The 17,549-nt window shown below is 35.7% G+C and carries 8 protein-coding genes and 4 tRNA genes; 10 read left to right on the top strand and 2 right to left on the bottom strand.

Going from position 1 to position 17,549, the window contains the following annotated elements; translation table 11 throughout:
- The first annotated feature begins 3 nt into the window (after positions 1-3).
- The 4 genes from ICJ83_RS12750 (at position 4) to ICJ83_RS12735 (ending at position 856) form a co-directional block, all read left to right on the top strand.
- A tRNA-Gly gene (locus ICJ83_RS12750) sits at positions 4-75 on the top strand.
- Positions 76-104: 29 nt separating this feature from the next.
- Positions 105-189: transfer RNA gene (locus tag ICJ83_RS12745), tRNA-Leu, on the top strand.
- Positions 190-670: 481 nt separating this feature from the next.
- Positions 671-742 (top strand) — tRNA-Gly (locus ICJ83_RS12740).
- Between the two features lie 29 nt (positions 743-771).
- Positions 772-856, top strand: a tRNA-Leu gene (locus ICJ83_RS12735).
- Between the two features lie 51 nt (positions 857-907).
- On the opposite strand, the gene ICJ83_RS12730 is transcribed toward ICJ83_RS12735, so the two are convergent.
- Positions 908-1,675 carry an XRE family transcriptional regulator gene (locus tag ICJ83_RS12730; RefSeq protein ID WP_188230778.1) on the bottom strand — a complete coding sequence of 256 codons (768 nt, stop codon included), beginning with the start codon at positions 1,673-1,675 and terminating at the stop codon, positions 908-910.
- A gap of 72 nt (positions 1,676-1,747) precedes the next feature.
- Between ICJ83_RS12730 and ICJ83_RS12725 the strand changes: the two genes are divergently transcribed.
- Together ICJ83_RS12725 and dinB are read left to right on the top strand one after the other, a co-directional pair.
- Positions 1,748-4,714, top strand: coding sequence for a DNA polymerase III subunit alpha (locus ICJ83_RS12725; protein ID WP_188230777.1), 2,967 nt, complete (start codon positions 1,748-1,750; stop codon positions 4,712-4,714).
- Positions 4,711-5,928, top strand: coding sequence for a DNA polymerase IV (gene dinB, locus ICJ83_RS12720; RefSeq protein WP_188230776.1), 1,218 nt, complete (start codon positions 4,711-4,713; stop codon positions 5,926-5,928). Before ICJ83_RS12725 ends, dinB begins: the two co-directional genes overlap by 4 nt.
- Positions 5,929-5,939: 11 nt before the next feature.
- On the opposite strand, the gene ICJ83_RS12715 is transcribed toward dinB, so the two are convergent.
- The gene (locus ICJ83_RS12715; protein WP_188230775.1) at positions 5,940-8,948 is read right to left on the bottom strand and encodes a two-component regulator propeller domain-containing protein; all 3,009 of its coding nucleotides are present in this window, start codon (positions 8,946-8,948) and stop codon (positions 5,940-5,942) included.
- Positions 8,949-9,295: 347 nt separating this feature from the next.
- Between ICJ83_RS12715 and ICJ83_RS12710 the strand changes: the two genes are divergently transcribed.
- The 4 genes from ICJ83_RS12710 (at position 9,296) to ICJ83_RS12695 (ending at position 17,464) form a co-directional block, all read left to right on the top strand.
- Positions 9,296-12,559, top strand: coding sequence for a SusC/RagA family TonB-linked outer membrane protein (locus ICJ83_RS12710; protein WP_188230774.1), 3,264 nt, complete (start codon positions 9,296-9,298; stop codon positions 12,557-12,559).
- A gap of 17 nt (positions 12,560-12,576) precedes the next feature.
- The gene (locus ICJ83_RS12705; protein WP_188230773.1) at positions 12,577-14,142 is read left to right on the top strand and encodes a RagB/SusD family nutrient uptake outer membrane protein; all 1,566 of its coding nucleotides are present in this window, start codon (positions 12,577-12,579) and stop codon (positions 14,140-14,142) included.
- 89 nt (positions 14,143-14,231) lie between these two features.
- Positions 14,232-15,797, top strand: coding sequence for a glycoside hydrolase domain-containing protein (locus ICJ83_RS12700; protein ID WP_188230772.1), 1,566 nt, complete (start codon positions 14,232-14,234; stop codon positions 15,795-15,797).
- Positions 15,798-16,603: 806 nt separating this feature from the next.
- Positions 16,604-17,464: a PKD domain-containing protein gene (locus ICJ83_RS12695; RefSeq protein ID WP_188230771.1), complete on the top strand. Its 861-nt coding sequence runs from the start codon at positions 16,604-16,606 to the stop codon at positions 17,462-17,464.
- The last annotated feature ends 85 nt before the right edge of the window (positions 17,465-17,549 follow it).

The raw sequence follows: 17,549 nt of genomic DNA, 5'->3' as shown, positions 1-17,549 counted from the left end.
ACTGCGAAAGTAGCTCAGGGGTAGAGCATCACCTTGCCAAGGTGAGGGTCGCGGGTTCAAATCCCGTCTTTCGCTCTGAGACTTTTCAAAAAATATACCAAGATGCTGAAGTGGTGGAATTGGTAGACACGTTGGACTTAAAATCCAATGACCATTTAGGTCGTGCGGGTTCAAGTCCCGCCTTCAGTACTAAAGCCTTTACGATTTTCGTAAAGGCTTTTTTTATGCCATAAAATAATCGGGGCGTTACTATGAGTTATACCTACAAGGTTTTGTAAACCTAGCAGGAACACTACGGGGTGGGCTTTTACTACTCGCTGCCTCCTGCGTCGGTGAGCTCAAACAAACCGTTCAATCCCTAACGCAAGAAAAGTTTAAGATTTCAGCATTTTATAATATGGCAACTTCTCGATACAAGTTTTTCTCATGGCAATCGAAAAATCCACTCGAAGTGGTGGCTTGTTTGGTTTATGATGTTTAAAAATGAATGAGTTCCTCAGTTCGAGCGATTTCGAGGTGCGAGAAATTGTATCGAGAACTTATTCAGTTAAAAACTAAAAGTTAGTTTATGTGAATTAAAATGTAAAAGTGCACAAAAAAGTTTTACAATTTAAAAACTATTGTATATTTGCAGCCGCAATAGCAGTATTGCACGTTCATAATAATAACTGCGAAAGTAGCTCAGGGGTAGAGCATCACCTTGCCAAGGTGAGGGTCGCGGGTTCAAATCCCGTCTTTCGCTCTGAGACTTTTCAAAAAATATACCAAGATGCTGAAGTGGTGGAATTGGTAGACACGTTGGACTTAAAATCCAATGACCATTTAGGTCGTGCGGGTTCAAGTCCCGCCTTCAGTACTAAAGCCTTTACGATTTTCGTAAAGGCTTTTTTTATGTCTAAATAGTTGGTTATTGTATTTTTTTAAGTTCTTCTAGCTCTACACCTAGTTCCTGAAACATCTGTATAATACTGCTTATTTTTAGCTCGCTTTCGTCGTATTCCTGAGTATTTATGCAACAAGTAAATTCCCATAACTCTAAGATGTCTTTTTTATGAATATGGTAAGGTTTGTAATTCGTATTGTCGGAATGTAATATTAGCATTTCGGGATTTTCATCGGCTTTAATGCGTTTGTAAACAATTCCTTCATTTCGAGTTAAAACAATATAGGTTCTTCCGTGTTTAATATCCTGAATATTTTCAACGTAACGTGCAACAACATACGAGCCGTCTCTTACAGGAAGCATCGAATCGCCTTTTATAGGAAATGTGCGATGTTTTCCTGAAGGAAGAAACGGGAGTTTAATTTTTTCAAGTTGCTCAATATATTCTGGGTCATCGTAACCATTTAAATAACCTGCTGTAGCTTTATTAGGAACAATTTCGATAAGGTCTTCGTTGTCTTCGTTTACGGTAATAGGAAACAGAATTCTATGATTACCAATATTTATAAATGAGGTGTCTGAAACCTTAGTTAAGTTATTTTTTACCAAAGCATCAATGGGTAATTGATAGTAATCGGATATTTTAATCAATAAATCTAAAGGTGGCTCAGAACGGGCTTCTTCATACGATCCCACGCGGGAACGGGTAATGCTTAGCTCGTCTGCCATTTGCTCTTGCGAAAACCCTTTTAAAGTTCTCAGGTACTTAAAGTTGATTGCAAAATAACTCATATGCTACAAAATTAAGCAATGTTTACTACATATTGTAGTTAATTTTGTAGAATAATTAAAAGGAACTGGTTTTTGTATTTAAATTGTCACTCATATTATAGTTTAAGGTATGGTACCATTGCGCCTGAAATGCTCTTAAAAATTGGGCATTATTATGGTGTAAAGGCTATGGCGTTAACCGATATTAATACGACTTCGGCTTGTTTGGATTTTGTGCGTTTATCTTCAAATTACGGAATAAAACCCATTATTGGTGTCGATTTTAGAAATGCAGCCAAACAGCATTTTGTGCTACTCGCTAAGAATAATAAAGGCTTTAAAAATATAAACGATTATTTGTCGAATCATTTGCATCATGATTTGTCTTTTTCAGAGCGGCCACCATCTGTTTCCGATGTTTTTGTTATTTATCCGTATCAAAATGCTATAGATGTTAAGGCTTTGAATAACAACGAATTTATAGGGGTTTCTGCAAAAGACCTGAATAGATTCAGGTTTTCAAAGTATGTAAACCATTTAAATAAAGTAGTAATTCTTGAAACATTATCTTTTAGGGATAAAAAGGATTTTAACACCCATCGCTTATTGCGAGCCATTGATAATAATACACTTTTAAGTAAACTTCCGTTAGATCAGCAAGGTTCTGTGCATGATATAATGAAACCACCTGACGCCATTATAAGGGCATTTAAGGATTTTCCTCAAATAATAACAAATACAGAAAGGTTGTTAGAGGCCTGCTGTATTGATTTCGATTTTTCACAGCAAACACCAAACAATCAGGAATCGTATACCGGAAATGTTTCTTTAGATTTCAGGTTGCTTAAAAAATTAACTTATGAAGGTGTGGCTTATCGATATGCTAAGGTGAATGATGCTTTGTTGGACCGTATCACTAAGGAGCTTAATATTATAAAAGAAAAAGGTTTTGTTTCTTATTTTTTAATCAATTGGAAAATTTTAAAGTACGCCCGAAGTAAAGGGTATTTTTATGTGGGGCGAGGTAGCGGCGCTAATAGTGTTGTCGCTTATTTGTTGCGTATTACCGATGTTGATCCTATTGAACTCGATTTGTATTTTGAGCGTTTTATTAATCTTTACAGAACCAATCCGCCCGATTTCGATCTCGATTTTTCCTGGACTGATAGAGATGATATTACCCATTTTATTTTTAAACGATTTAAGCACACGGCACTCATTACAGTTTATAATACATTTAAGCACAAAGCAGCTATACGCGAATTGGGTAAAGTGTTTGGTTTACCAAAGCACGAAATTGATGTCTTGGCTTCGGGGCGTTTTAATTATAATACTTTAGATGAGTTGTCGAAGCTGGTTATTGTTTATAGTGAGCGCATACAAGGTTTTCCCAATTACTTGGGGATTCATGCAGGGGGGATTATTATTTCAGAAAAACCAATTCATTATTATACGGCCACATTTATGCCGCCTAAAGGGTTTCCAACAACGCAATTTGATATGGTAGTTGCCGAAGATATAGGCTTGTATAAATTTGATATTTTGAGTCAGCGTGGCTTGGGTAAAATTAAAGACGCTGTAGAAATAATAAAGTATAACAACCCAGAGGATGCTCCTATAGATATTCATGATATTAAGCGGTTTAAAGAAGATGAAGCCATAAAATACTTGCTAAAAAATGCCAAAGTCATTGGTTGTTTTTACGTAGAGTCGCCAGCCATGCGTATGCTGTTAAAAAAACTTCAGGTCGATGATTATTTAGGGTTGGTGGCGGCGAGTTCGGTTATTAGGCCCGGGGTGGCAAAGTCTGGCATGATGCGCGAATACATTATGCGGTATCGATATCCCGATCGACGTCGCGATGCGCATCCGGTTTTACTCGAAATTATGCCCGAAACGTATGGGGTTATGGTATATCAGGAAGATGTTATTAAAGTGGCACATTATTTTGCAGGTTTAAATTTGGGTGAAGCCGATATGCTGCGTCGCGGGATGTCTGGTAAATTCAGGTCGAGAGACGCGTTTTTAAAAGTGAAAGATACCTTTTTTGAAAACTGTAAAAAATCGAATAAGGCGCTAAGTTTAACCAAAGAGATTTGGCGGCAAATTGAAAGTTTTGCGGGCTATGCGTTTGCCAAAGGGCACTCGGCGTCGTATGCGGTAGAAAGTTATCAGAGTTTGTTTCTTAAGGCGTGTTATCCTTTGGAGTATATGGTGGCTACTATAAACAATTATGGGGGATTTTATCAAACCGAATACTACGTGCATGAAGCCCGAATGCATGGCGGAATTATTGAAGCTCCTTGTGTAAATAGTAGTAGTGTTGATACTGTAATTAAAGGCAAGTCAATATACATCGGTTTTAAATTTTTACATGCTTTCGAGCATAAAATAGGGAGTAAAATTGTTAAAGATCGACAGGCAAACGGACTGTTTTTCGATTTAGACGACTTTATAGATCGGGTGGCTATTGGTATCGAGCAACTTATTATTTTAATTAAAATTAATGCCTTCCGTTTTACGGGAAAAAATAAAAAGGAATTGTTGTGGGAGGCCCATATGAAAGTGAGTAAAGCAATCGATAATGAGCATGAGATAACATTATTTAAGCCCAGACGAAAAGCATTTGTACTTCCCGAATTACGGCAAAGTCCGTTAGAAGATGCTTTCGACGAAATGGAACTTTTGGGGTATTCGTTATGTAGTCCGTTTGAGTTGCTATTGGAGCCATTAAGTCATCCTATGCGCGCGTTCGATTTAGTAAATAATATAGGTAGGGTTATTACTGTTCATGGGTATTTAGTAACCGTAAAACGCACCAGTACATCTAACAATAAAACGATGTATTTTGGAACCTTTTTAGATGTTGCGGGCGATTTTATAGATACGGTGCATTTTCCGCCGGTGGCAACAAAGTATCCATTTCGAGGTAAAGGTATTTACAGTATTACAGGAAAAGTGATGGAGGAGTTCGATTGTTTATCGGTTGAGGTGATTAAAATGGAACGCTTACCCATTATTGAAGATCCCAGATATTCAGACAAAAATATAAGTGCATGATAAATAACAGGTCAATTGTACATATGGATTTAGATACATTTTTTGTGTCTTGCGAACGTTTGTTAGACAGCAGGCTTATAGGAAAACCTGTACTTATTGGTGGGACATCCGATCGCGGTGTTGTAGCGTCTTGTAGTTATGAGGCGCGTAAATTTGGTATACATTCGGCCATGCCTATGCGTATGGCAAAGCAACTATGTCCTGAAGCTGTTATTTTAAGAGGAAACTCGGGGGTTTATACCAAATTTTCTAATGCCGTTACCGAGATTATTAAGGAATGTGTTCCTCTTTATGAGAAGTCTTCCATCGATGAATTTTATATCGATTTAACAGGAATGGATAAGTTTTTTGGTTGTCTTCAGTTGGCTTCCGAAATAAGATTAAGGATAATTAAGGAAACAGGTTTACCTATTTCTTTTGGGTTGTCGGCAAACAAAACGGTTTCTAAAATAGCAACGGGCGAAGCAAAGCCTAATAATCAAATTCAAATAGCTAATGGGCATGAAAAAGTGTTTCTTTCGCCGTTATCGGTAAAAAAAATTCCTATGGTAGGTAGTGTTACCTATAAGGCTATGTGCGATCTTGGGATAAAGCAAATACAAACCATTCAAAAAATGCCTATGGAAATGATGCATAAGGTGTTTGGTAAGAATGGTATTGTAATCTGGAAAAAAGCAAACGGAATTGATAATAGTCCCGTAGTTCAGTATCGCGAGAGAAAGTCTATCTCAACCGAAAGAACTTTCGATAAAGACACAACAGATATCAATAAACTTAAAAGTATCATTATCGCTATGGCCGAAAATTTAGCGTATCAATTACGTCGGGGTAATAAGTTAACGGCATGTATTACGTTTAAAATCAGGTATTCCGATTTTCAAACGTATACCCAGCAAAAACGTATTCCATACAGTTCGGCCGATCATCATATTATTCCTGTGGTTATGGAGCTTTATAATAAGTTATATCAGCGTCGGTTATTGGTGAGGTTAATAGGGGTTAAGTTTAGCCATTTGGTAGAAGGCGGGCATCAAATAGATTTGTTTGAAGACGACGATAAAACTATTAGACTATATCAGGCACTCGATAAAATGCGTGAGCGTTATGGCGACAGGGCTGTTATTAGAGCCTCTGGTATGGGGGCAAAAAGTATAAGCCGATGGAATCCTTTTAATGGCGATGCACCTCCTTTGTTAGCTAACAGGAGGCAATAGTTTTATGTGTGCTATTGAAGTTTTTTTAAAAAATCTAAAATAGATTCATTTTCGTTTAACTCTAGTTTTTTTCTAAGTCTGTGGCGTGCCACTTTTACAGAGCTTAAAGAAATGCCAAATAGGGTTGCCATATTTTGAGAGGTAAACTCCATTAAAATTAAAGCACATAATTTTATTTCTCTTTCGTTAAGCTGCGGATTATACGTTTTTAAGTTTTCAATAAAGCTGGGGTGAATTTGATTAAATAAAGAGTAAAAATGGTCCCATTCCTTGTCTAACATAAAACTATCATCAATATGGCTAATTAATTTTTTTAAGTTGTCCTTGTTTATATCTTTATGTCTAACCTCTTTTTTTAAGTTTTCCTTTATGTCGTTTAAAAGATCGTTTTTGTGAACTGTTCTTAGGGTGTTGTTTGTAAGTTCTTTTGTTTTGAATGCTAGCTCTCCTTCCAGCTTTTTTTGTTGTAATTCCTGGTGTTCTTTCTCTATTTCAAGAATTTTTATTTTGTTTTCAGCAATTTTATTTTGTTGCTGTTTAACTTCTTCAGCTCTTTGGTTTAGTAAAATGCTAAGATTTTCTTTTTGTTTATTAATTGAAGAGATACGCCAGGTAATTATAAAGTAAATAAGTACCATGGCGAAAATAATTATAACAATTTTAAACCACAGGCTTTCCCATAACGTAGGTAGTACTTTAATGTTTAAAAATATGGTGTGCTGTCCCCATTTACCGTTTTTATTGGCGCCTCTTAGCGCTAAAGTGTATTTTCCTGGTTTTAAATTAGAGAATGAAATTGACTGTTGCTCACCTATGGAGTGCCAGTAATTATCGAGTTCTTTTATTTTGTAAGCGTAATTTATTTCTTCATTAATAATAGGGTCGGCACACGCATATTTAATATTAAACATAATATTCTCGGGATCTATTTCGAGGATTTTATTTTTGTTGTTTTGATATTCAGCTAGGTGTGTTGATGATAATTCATGTATTGAATCTCGGTTAATAAGGTGTGCTGAGGTAAAGTTTATTTTAAAGTTTGTTGGTGTCGGGTTTAAGTCTTTAGGGCTAAAATATGAAAGACCGTAATTTCCCGCCATTAAAATTTGACCTTTATGGTCGGTAATGGCCGCGCCACCAGTAAACGGGTAAACACCATCGTTTTCTTCGAAGCTGGTTGCAGTCCCCGAAGAATCTATTTTTACAAGGCCTGAAAGCGTACTTAGCCAAATATTATTTAACTCGTCAGGAAATATACCTTGGGTAACCGATGCTTTCCCGTTTAATTCATCGAGTCTCTCAAAGTTATTATGGGTTCTATTGTATTTATTAACTCCATGGCCGTGAGTCCCTACTAAAATTGATAAATCATTACACTGGCCAATGGAAAGAATATGGTTATTGCTTATCGTGTTAGCGTTGGTTTTGTCATGAATATATTTGTGCTTTTTTGTGTATTTGGTATCATAATCATATTTGAACAATCCATTAATGGTACCAACCCACATATCATTATTTATGTCTTTAAAAATTGCTTTTGTGCTATTGGCTAAGATATTGGTTTGAGATACGGGGCTTAGTTCTTTTACGATATTTAAATCGCTATCGTAAATCGTAATTCCAACCCGGTTACCTACCCAAATGTTGCCATATCCATCTTCTTTAATGTTCCAAACTGAATTAAATTTTTTAGTGTCGTAATCGGTAATAAACTCATCCGAATTTAAATCGAGAATATTTAAACCGCCGCGAAATGTGCCAATCCATAGTCTGTGTTTTTTATCCTCGAAAAGTGATAATACAATATTACCGTTAAGCCCTGGTTTGTTGTTTGTTTGTTCGGTATAAGTTTTCGAGGTTTTTGTTCTAGGAGTATACCTAAGTAGTCCGTTCCGGCCCGCTGAAATCCAAAGATTATTATTGCTGTCTTCTAGAATAATAGAGCCCTGTTGGTCAACATGAGTAAACCCTAACGTTTCGGGAGGGATATTTTTAATGGCAAATTCGCTTTTAAATATAGAAACGCCACCGTGCACAGTACCTAACAATATATTATCGTTAAGTCCCTTTTTTACCGAAAGTATAGAATTGTCTGAAATAGATTTTGAACTATTATCTTGAATGAAATAACTAAATGAATCTGTTTCGTATTCGTATAAATTTAATCCGCCACCATCAGTACCTATCCAAAGATGGTCTTTACTGGGTAGTAAGGATAGTACTATATTATTGTTTATTGATTTATTAGTTTGGGCAGCATTATTATAATAGGTTATGTTTTTGTCGGATAAGTTGATTCTTATTAAACCTTGAATGTTAGATCCTATCCAAAGATTGTTTTTATAATCCTCGCACAAATCGTTAATGGCTTTTATATCGTATTCGGTTTCAGAGAACGCCAGAGAAATAGAATCGTCCTTTAATTTATAAATCGAACCTGTATTGGTGCCTAGCCAAAACGAATGGTCCTTGGCTTTTGATATTTTTGTTACATGCCCCACAAAACCATTCGGTGTTTTTAATGTTTCGAAACTATTTTCTATAATGTAATTTTCAGGATCATATAAAAAACGAGCTATAATGCCTTTTTTAGTGCTGAAATAAATCCAGTTGTCTTCAGCTTGAACAATACTCGTGATGTTTTGATTAACAATTTGGTTGTTTTTAATGAGGTATTCGCTTATTTTTTTAAAACTATTTTCGGATTTGTTAAAAACAAAAAGGCCATTTAGGGTGGCTGCCCAAACATGATCCGAGTTGTCTTCTAATAGTTGATTAATGGTGTTGTTAATACCTAAATCGTATGGAGTTGTGTTTTCTCCGTCAAATCGGTCTACAGCAATTTGACCACCAATCCATATAATGCCGTCTGAAGTCTGAAGTACATCAGAAATTCGACTATCGGATAATCCTTGTTTATGATTTAAATTTTTAAACTGCAACTGGTATTGTTGTGCACTAACAAAGGAGTTGTATACAAGGATTGTAAGTAAAATTCTAGTGAGGTATTTAATATGCATAGAGTAACCTAGTATTTTTTAAATATGATTTTCGAATTTCGAGGTTAAATGTCTTGAAGTCCCTGTAAAATATGAATAAAAAAATGTTTTACTTTTTACTGTGTAACCTTAATGTAATGCAAATGTAACCTTATTGTAACTAATTGTGCTAATTTTTTTTTGGTTTTTCATCTAGGTTTGAGGGGTTGTCGCTTGCGGCAAATTAATTGTATTTACCTAATGATGTATAATTAGTTGGCCGGAGCTTAAATCGAAAGGTAGTTAATAAACTATAACTGTAGCGATAGTAGGCTATTATCTGCTTTTTTGTTTAACATCTTTAAATAACTCCAATTAAATTTAAAACTATGGGAAAAACTAATGGACTAAAGTATAAGAATGCTTTAGTTTCAAAATTTGATTTAAGAACTGGCCTGGCTGGTGTCGCACTTTTATGTTGCGTAACACAAGGTTTTGCCGGTGGTTTATCTAATACTTATAAAGAAGGTATTAATAATGCTAAAGTGAGTGTCTTGCCTCAGGAAAAAATTGATATTCAAGGGGTTGTTAAAGACGAAAAGGGGATGCCTTTACTTGGAGCAAATGTTTTGGAAAAAGGCACAGTAAATGGTGTTCAAACCGATTTTGACGGAAACTTTTATTTAAGTGTTTCTAATGAAAAAGCAGTTTTGCAAGTGTCTTTCATGGGGTACAAAACACAGGAAATAGTTGTCGGAGATAAAACAACTTTTGAGGTTGTACTTGTAGAAGATACAGCGGCTTTAGAGGAAGTTGTTGTGGTTGGTTATGGTACGCAAAGCCGACGTACTGTGACGTCATCTGTAGCTTCTGTAGATGTAAGCGAAGCTGTAAAAGCACCTACATCATCAATCGCGCAATCTTTAGGTGGACGTGCTGCAGGTCTTAATGCGAATATCAATTCGGCGCAGCCTGGAGGTTCGGTAAATTTACAAATTCGTGGATCGGCAACGGGGCGTTCGCCATTAATTGTAATTGATGGGATGCCTACTTCTGGTTTTTCACCAACATCAGTTGGTCAATACGGAACAGGGTCTTTAGATGGTGTGTTATCGTCTCTAAACCCAAACGATATCGAGAGTATCGATATTTTAAAAGATGCTTCGGCAACATCTATTTACGGATCTAAAGCAGCGGGAGGTGTTATTTTAATAACTACTAAACGCGGTAAAAAAGGAGGAGAAGCCTTAACAGTAAATGTAAACGCTAGCTCTGGAGTACAGAATTTTTATAATCTTCCTGAAATGCTTAATGCGTTAGATTATATGAATGAAACGAATCGTGTTAACTATGAAAAATGGTTATATGATAGTAGGCAAAATATTTATGAACTTGTTCCAAAACCTAATGGCTGGACGAATCCAGGGGCTTACACGCCAATATACAGTAACGCTCAAATCGCCGAGTATGAAAATGGAACAAAACAAGGTACCGATTTCCTTGGTGCTGTATTGCAAACAGGGGCGGTAAATACCTATGATTTATCGGTTAGTGCTAGCCAAAAGAACACGCGTTTTTATTCTTCCTTTAGTGCATTTGATCAAAAAGGAGTTATCAAAAATAACGATTATTCAAAATATACAGGTCGTGTTAATGTCGATCAATCTTTTGGCGATAAAATGACTGGCGGCGTTACTATTAATTTCAGCCAAATTAATACTGATAACATTTCAATTGGTAATGGAGGAACAACCGAAAACAGTGGTATTCTTACCAGTGCATTACAATTCGATCCTACCTTGCCTATTAGAAACGAGGATGGTGGATATCAAGTAAATATCAGACAATCTAATTTTCCGAATCCGGTATCGTATTTAGATATAACCAATAAAACGAAAATGGAGCGTTTTTTCGCCAATGCTTATTTGGAATATAAATTTTTACCAGAATTATCGCTTCGCACCCAAGTTGGTTTTGATAGAAACCAAAGCGAAAGTTACGGTTATGTGCCTACTAGCACCATCGCAGGTTTAAGTTTTAATGGGCGTGCCGACAGAGCAGGTAATGAAAATACAAATAGACAATTTCAAGCTTTGTTAAACTATCGTGATACGTTTGGCGATAACCATCATGTTTCAGGGACTTTAGGTACAGAGTATATGAGTTATAAATGGGAAAATTTAGGTGTAAGAGCAACTAATTTTCCTTACGATGGCGTGTTATGGAATAATTTAGGCTTGGCAGCCGATCGTGCAAATGTTTGGTCTGGTGGTGGAAGTTCGGAGTTAATTTCGTTCTTCGCGAAAACCAGTTACGATTTCAATCTTAAATATTTTGTAAACGTAAATTTAAGGGTTGATGGATCTTCTAATTTTGCACCTAACCATCAATATGGGTTTTTCCCTGGAATTTCTGTGGGATGGGATGTAACACGTGAAGATTTTATGCAAGGATCAAGCAACTGGTTAAACCAATTAAAGCTTAGAGCGGGTTATGGTGAAACAGGGAACGATAATATCGGAACGGCCTTTTCAGATTATTATGCGCCAGGAGCGAATACTATGTGGGGTAATCAAATTATTTCAGGAGTTCAGTTAGCAGGCTTAGGTAACCCAGATTTAAAATGGGAGAAACAGGTTGATATAAACTTTGGTATCGATTTCTCGATGTTCGATAATCGTGTTTCCGGATCTATTGAATACTTTAACAGAGAAATTAGTCGTATTCTTGGACAAAAGGATTTATTAAGTTCTAATTCTATCGGCCAAGTAGCCTATAACCTAGATGCTAAAAAGCGTACTTACGGTACCGAATTAACATTAAACACCAGAAATGTTGAAACCAAAGATTTCAACTGGAATTCTACTGTAACTTTTACATACTATCGCGATCAATGGTTAAAACGTGATCCTAGTTTTGTTTTGGGAATCAACCAATCACCTAGACAGTATTTTGGTGAAATCTGGAGATATAAATCGGATGGTTTGGTTACTTTAAATACAACCGATGACCTAAACCAAATTCCAGGAACGGTTAAGATTTTAGACGTTAATGGATATTTATTAGATGCCGATGGAAATCGTGTGCTCGACGAAAACGATAAACCACAGTATTCAGGTGCTCCAGATGGAATTATTGATGCTGCCGATTTAGTAAAAGTAGGTGTAAACACGCCATACACAATTGGTTTTAACAATGTATTTAATTATAAAAATTTCGACTTATCTATTTATACCTATGGTGTGTTTAACCGATGGAAAGAAAATGCTACCGAAGTTAGTTATGGAGGGCCTGCCGTAAACAAAATGTTGGCAAATGCGTCCAATATGCAAACTAATATTTTAGACAGATATAACAGTGACAACAGAAGTGGAACTGGTGTGTCTTCTTTACAAAATTATGCGAAGTATGGTACTGGCGATTTCTTCTTAGAGGAAGCCTGGTTTGTACGTGTTAGAGATATTACTTTAGGGTATACATTACCATCAGATATCTTGAAAAAGATTCATATGAATAGGCTTAGAGTTTACGGTAATGTAATGAATCCATTCTTGTTTACACCTTACACAGGTATGGATCCAGAAACCGACGCCTACATTGGAGCATATCCAAATCAAAGAACATTTAGTTTAGGTTTACAACTAACATTCTAATTTAAAAATTCGAAGAAATGAAAATCAAATATATAATATATGGTCTTCTTGCAGTTTTTTTAGCGCAAAGTTGCGAGCTGGAACGCGAGGAGTATAATAAAATTACCCCAGATAACTTTTATAAAAATGAAGCAGATGCTGAGCTGGCAATCGCGGCATTATATTTTAATTCTATTACCAAAGTTGCTATCTGGAGTCCGGGGTTGTTTGTGCAAAATATTAACTCTGTAGTGATGACTGCCGACGTCGCCGCAGGTGATGTAATAAAATGTTCGTACGGTCCTAACCCTTGGGAGTTTTTAAGAACCCACCAGTGGACGCAAGAACAAGGTTATGGAACGAACCGATTATTTCGTTATTACAATCATATCTCGAATGCGCGTTTAGTTATTAAGCAACTTCAAGGTATGGACAATTTACCAGAAGCTAAAAAAAATGCTTTAGTGGCAGAAGCTAGCGTTATTGCTGGATGGAAAGCATTTTATTTATACAGTTGGTATGGTGCAGTACCATATCCAACCGATGATATGTTAGCAAACCCTCAGGAAATTGAATATCCCGAAAGACCATCTAACGAAGAGTTTGTTAGTATTATTGAGAATTTCCTTATTCAAGGTGAAAATTTACCTAAAGCCGATTTTGGTAGCAATTTCGGACGTGTAAATTCTGATATCGCCAACTTTGTTTTAATGAAATTATACATGTTAGAGGCTGGTCGAACCGGAGACACAAGTTTTTGGGTGAAAGCAAAAGAACGTGCCGAAATGATTATCAGCGGTGGTTCTTTCGAGCTATTAGAAAATTACAGCGATATTTTTACCGTAGCAAACAAAAGAAATAAGGAGATTGTGTTTGCTTCACCTTCTGATTATAGTTTTAATACGATGATGTATCACGCTGAAGCGTTACCAAATAACTACCCTAGTAAGATAGCGAGAGAAGCTGGTACTTGGGGAGGTTATAAAATTCTTTGGGATTTCTATGATACTTTCGATCAAAAAGATATGCGTTTATCTGGAATATCGGCAGCTTACACTACCGATTCTGGGGTAGAGGTAACCCGGGAAAATCCGGTGAGCAACAGACATGGTTTAGGTGATGGTGCTATTCCTGTGAAGTATGAAATAGATGATAATCAGGTTGGTTTCTTCCAAGGGCAAGATTTTATCGTATACCGTTATGCAGATGTATTATTGTCATTAGGTGAAATTTTAAATGAACTTGGACAAACCTCAAGTGTAAGTGCTCCTGCGGTTACTAAAGTAGATCAAGATGGAATTATGCAAACCAGCGATGGTGGTAACACGGCTTTATCGTTTGTTAATGCTGTAAGAGTAAGAGCTGGTTTACATCCTTGGAGTGGATTATCAAAAAGTCAATTACGAGATAGCATTTTAGCCGAGCGTTCACACGAATTATACTGTGAAGGAACCAGACGTGACGATTTAATCAGATATCAAAGAGTGACTGGTGGTACAGGTTACAAAAAATTTGATGACGATGTAAATAAAATGTTATTCCCGATTCCTGTCGGATTTATTAACGAATACAAGGGTAATTTAAAACAAAACCCAGGGTACTAATACTTGGTATATACCATAAAAATAAACCAAAGCATTTGCTTTGGTTTATTTCAATTTTAATAAGATTAAATAGTTTAACAAAAAAAGTAATGAAAAGAAATTTATTGACATATGTCAGAAAAGGTTTTTATACTTCATCATTGTGCTTAATGGCGATAGTAGCTCTTGGGTGTAGTAAAAATGAAGATACAGAAACCGACAATGGAGGCGAAGAACCGATAGCTGAATTGCCTGTAAAGACCTATATAAACAGCACCTTGTCTGATCCAGGTTCATACCGTTCAAATTTATCGGATGAGAGAAACTTAGTAATGGCTAAAGGAGAAATTGAAAGTTTCCAACTAGCCCTAGAGTTAGATCAGTTAGAAAAACTAGAATTTATTAAAACTAGTGCAAACAATTTATTAAATTTTACCATTAGTGAAGTGCTTTACTTTAATGGAGAAAGAGAAGTTATTGTTCCTATAGACGAACCAGAGTTTGCGCCTACTAATAAAGTGTTAACCCTTTTAGTAACATATGAGGCAAACCGAGACATCGATGCGGGAACCTATGTTGACGAGCTAACTATAAAATCGTACAGAGGTGAAAAAACCTTAACTTTTACAGTAGATGTGAAAGATGTTACCATTCCTGTAACGCCGTCAATTCCATTAGCTTTCGGTATTTATCAAAAAGTGTTAACCAATTCAACGAATATAGAAGAGATTTATAGCAAAAGAGAAGAATATTTCGAATTGTGTTTTAAAAATCGTTTATCGCCTTACCTTGTAAATTGGGGGCCACCGCATCGTCATCTAGATGTACAATCTACGCCTTATGACTGGAACGATCCTAGAACAGCAGAATATCTTAAAGATCCTCGATTTGCAGCCTTAGCTTTGCCATTTTATGATCGTACAGACCAGGAGTTATTAATGTTGTATAACGAAGTTGAAACTGCAGGACTTCTAGATAAGTCATATGTGTATTATTACGATGAACCAAGAAGCTATGAAGATCATGCTAAAGTTTTAGAATATGCAGAAAAGTTAGCTCAATTATCTCCGGAATTGAAAATACAATTACCTATTTTTTGCGGTATGACTGCTGAAAGCAATAATATTTTTGAGGTTTTTGATTACTATAAAGATTACCCTTTAATTATTAATACAGGATATTATCCTTTACAAAGTAGTGAATCAAGAGCCGCACAATGCCTTGCTAAAGAATATGAAAAGCAAGAATGGTGGACATACACTTGTTGTGGAGTTAAACCAGGTTTTACCTTTAACACCTCGCCAGTTGGAACCCGTTCTATGATGTGGAGAAGCTGGAAAGAACAAAGTAAAGGCTTTTTATACTGGGCCGTAAATAATTATGAAAGTATTGATCCCGATATTATTCCAACATGGACCAAACCAGGCGATGGTCATTTAGTGTATCGTGGTCATGAATTCGGTAAAGATTACCCAGTTGCAACTTTACGTTTAGAGCGTTTTAGAGATGGAGAGGAAGATTATGAGCTTCTTAAAATGATTGAAGAAAAATATGGTCGTGCAAAAGGGTTAGAATTGCTTAGTAAGGTATACAGAGGTCCTAATCAGCAGGTAGATAATGCAGCTGTAGTAGAGGCGTTCAGGGTAGAAATGCTAAACCTATTAGCGTCAAATTAAGTGAAGATGTATTTCCCTAGTTGTTATTAGTAGCTATTTATTTTAGCAGAGAAAAAAAGGTCGAAAACTAAAGTTTTCGACCTTTTTTTTCAGTTTAAATTATTAATAATCTGTATTAAATCTTCTGGGAACAACTATTTAAGGTATGTATGATATTGTTAAGATTGAAAGTCCATTTGGCATTGGAGAAAACCCTTTATTAAAATTGCTTCGGGAGGCTTTAATATGTATTCAGGTTTAATTCAATATGATTGTTTGTAATTGATTTATTGGGACGACACGGATTATTGTCACGAACTGTTTTATATCCTAAATGTCATTCTTAACATTCTTTGCTTGAAACATAAATTAATAGCAACTAAGTTTATTTAATGCTTCGTATTTGGTAAAATGAAAGTAACCCTTTTATAAAGCCAATGTTTTAAAGTTTTTTTATTAAAGATTTTTTAAGTGACTTATTAATAGTCTTTTGTGTTTTGTGTTTTTGTAAAAGTAACCCTTTTGTAATGCAAATGTAACCCTATTGTAACTTCTTTTTTAGGGTCTGCTTTTTACTTTTTAATAGGTTTGGAAACCAAATAATGTGCGGGCTTAGCAAAAAATTCAATCCCCGAATTTAAATGCTATTTAAACGCATATTATTTGAATACAGTTGAGTTATAGATTTTTTGAGTTAGTTAGGATGTCACATTTATGTAAATCTTCTTTTACATAAAGTGGCCATCCTTTCGAAAATAAGTAACGGAGCTGTAAACATATAATCACTAATTAATTTACTAACCTAAAAACAAAAAATTAAAATGAAAATGAGTAAATTTTATGCATTAAGCATTGCTGTATTATCAACATTATTTTCTTGCTCTAGCGGAGGAGATGAAGAGGAAAAAATTATGCCTATGGCTGATTTCGAATTTGTTGTAGACGGTGGAAAAGTTGAATTCGTAAACAATTCTGAAAATGCCGATATCTTTTTATGGCAGTTTGGAGATGCTTCGCAATCTCAAAGTGTATTAGATAACCCTTCATTTACTTATACACGTCCAGGAAGTTATGATGTAACAGTAACACTTACTGCTACCGACAGTGAAACAGGAGAAGTTAGCATGGTAGAAAAAGTAGTGTCTTTAGCTGATATTCCTGCATCTATTGCAATTGATGGAGATTTCACCGATTGGGCAGAAATTCCATTTGTAGATAATGTTACTGGAGGTGGAAGTTTACAAAAAATTAAAGTAAACGGTTCAGGAGACCTTATTAGTATTTATTTAGAAGGAACTTCTGATATGTCAATTTACATGCCAGAGTGGTTTATTAATACTGATGGAGACGTTGCAACTGGTCAGCAAATGGATACTAAATTTTATCCGGTTTCAGGATGGGATATTAAAGGAGCAAACCCTACAAGTGATTTTTTCCACTGGACTACAAAATGGAATTGGTTAGCTGACGCGCCGGCATGGTGGTTCGAATCTGAAATAGTTGATTTAGGTGGCGGTAAATTTGCTGTAGAAATGGGAATGTCTAAAGCTCATATTGAAGAATATGCTACGTTGTCTGGAAATGGCGTTTATATGGCTATTTATGATTGGGCTCAAGGATGGGCTTTAAAAGGGTCTATGCCGGAAAGAGAAAGTGGGCAGTCACCAATTTTCATAGAAATATACTAAAATCATAACTTGTTTAAAGATCAGCAATTGACTTTGAACAAGTTTTAGTTTAATTTTTACAATGTGAAAAACTAGATATCTTAAA

This window comes from Aestuariibaculum sediminum (genome assembly GCF_014596945.1).
Taxonomy (GTDB): domain Bacteria; phylum Bacteroidota; class Bacteroidia; order Flavobacteriales; family Flavobacteriaceae; genus Aestuariibaculum; species Aestuariibaculum sediminum.
The sequence above is the reverse complement of the archived record's forward strand: the minus strand, read 5'-3'. Positions and strand labels throughout refer to the sequence as shown.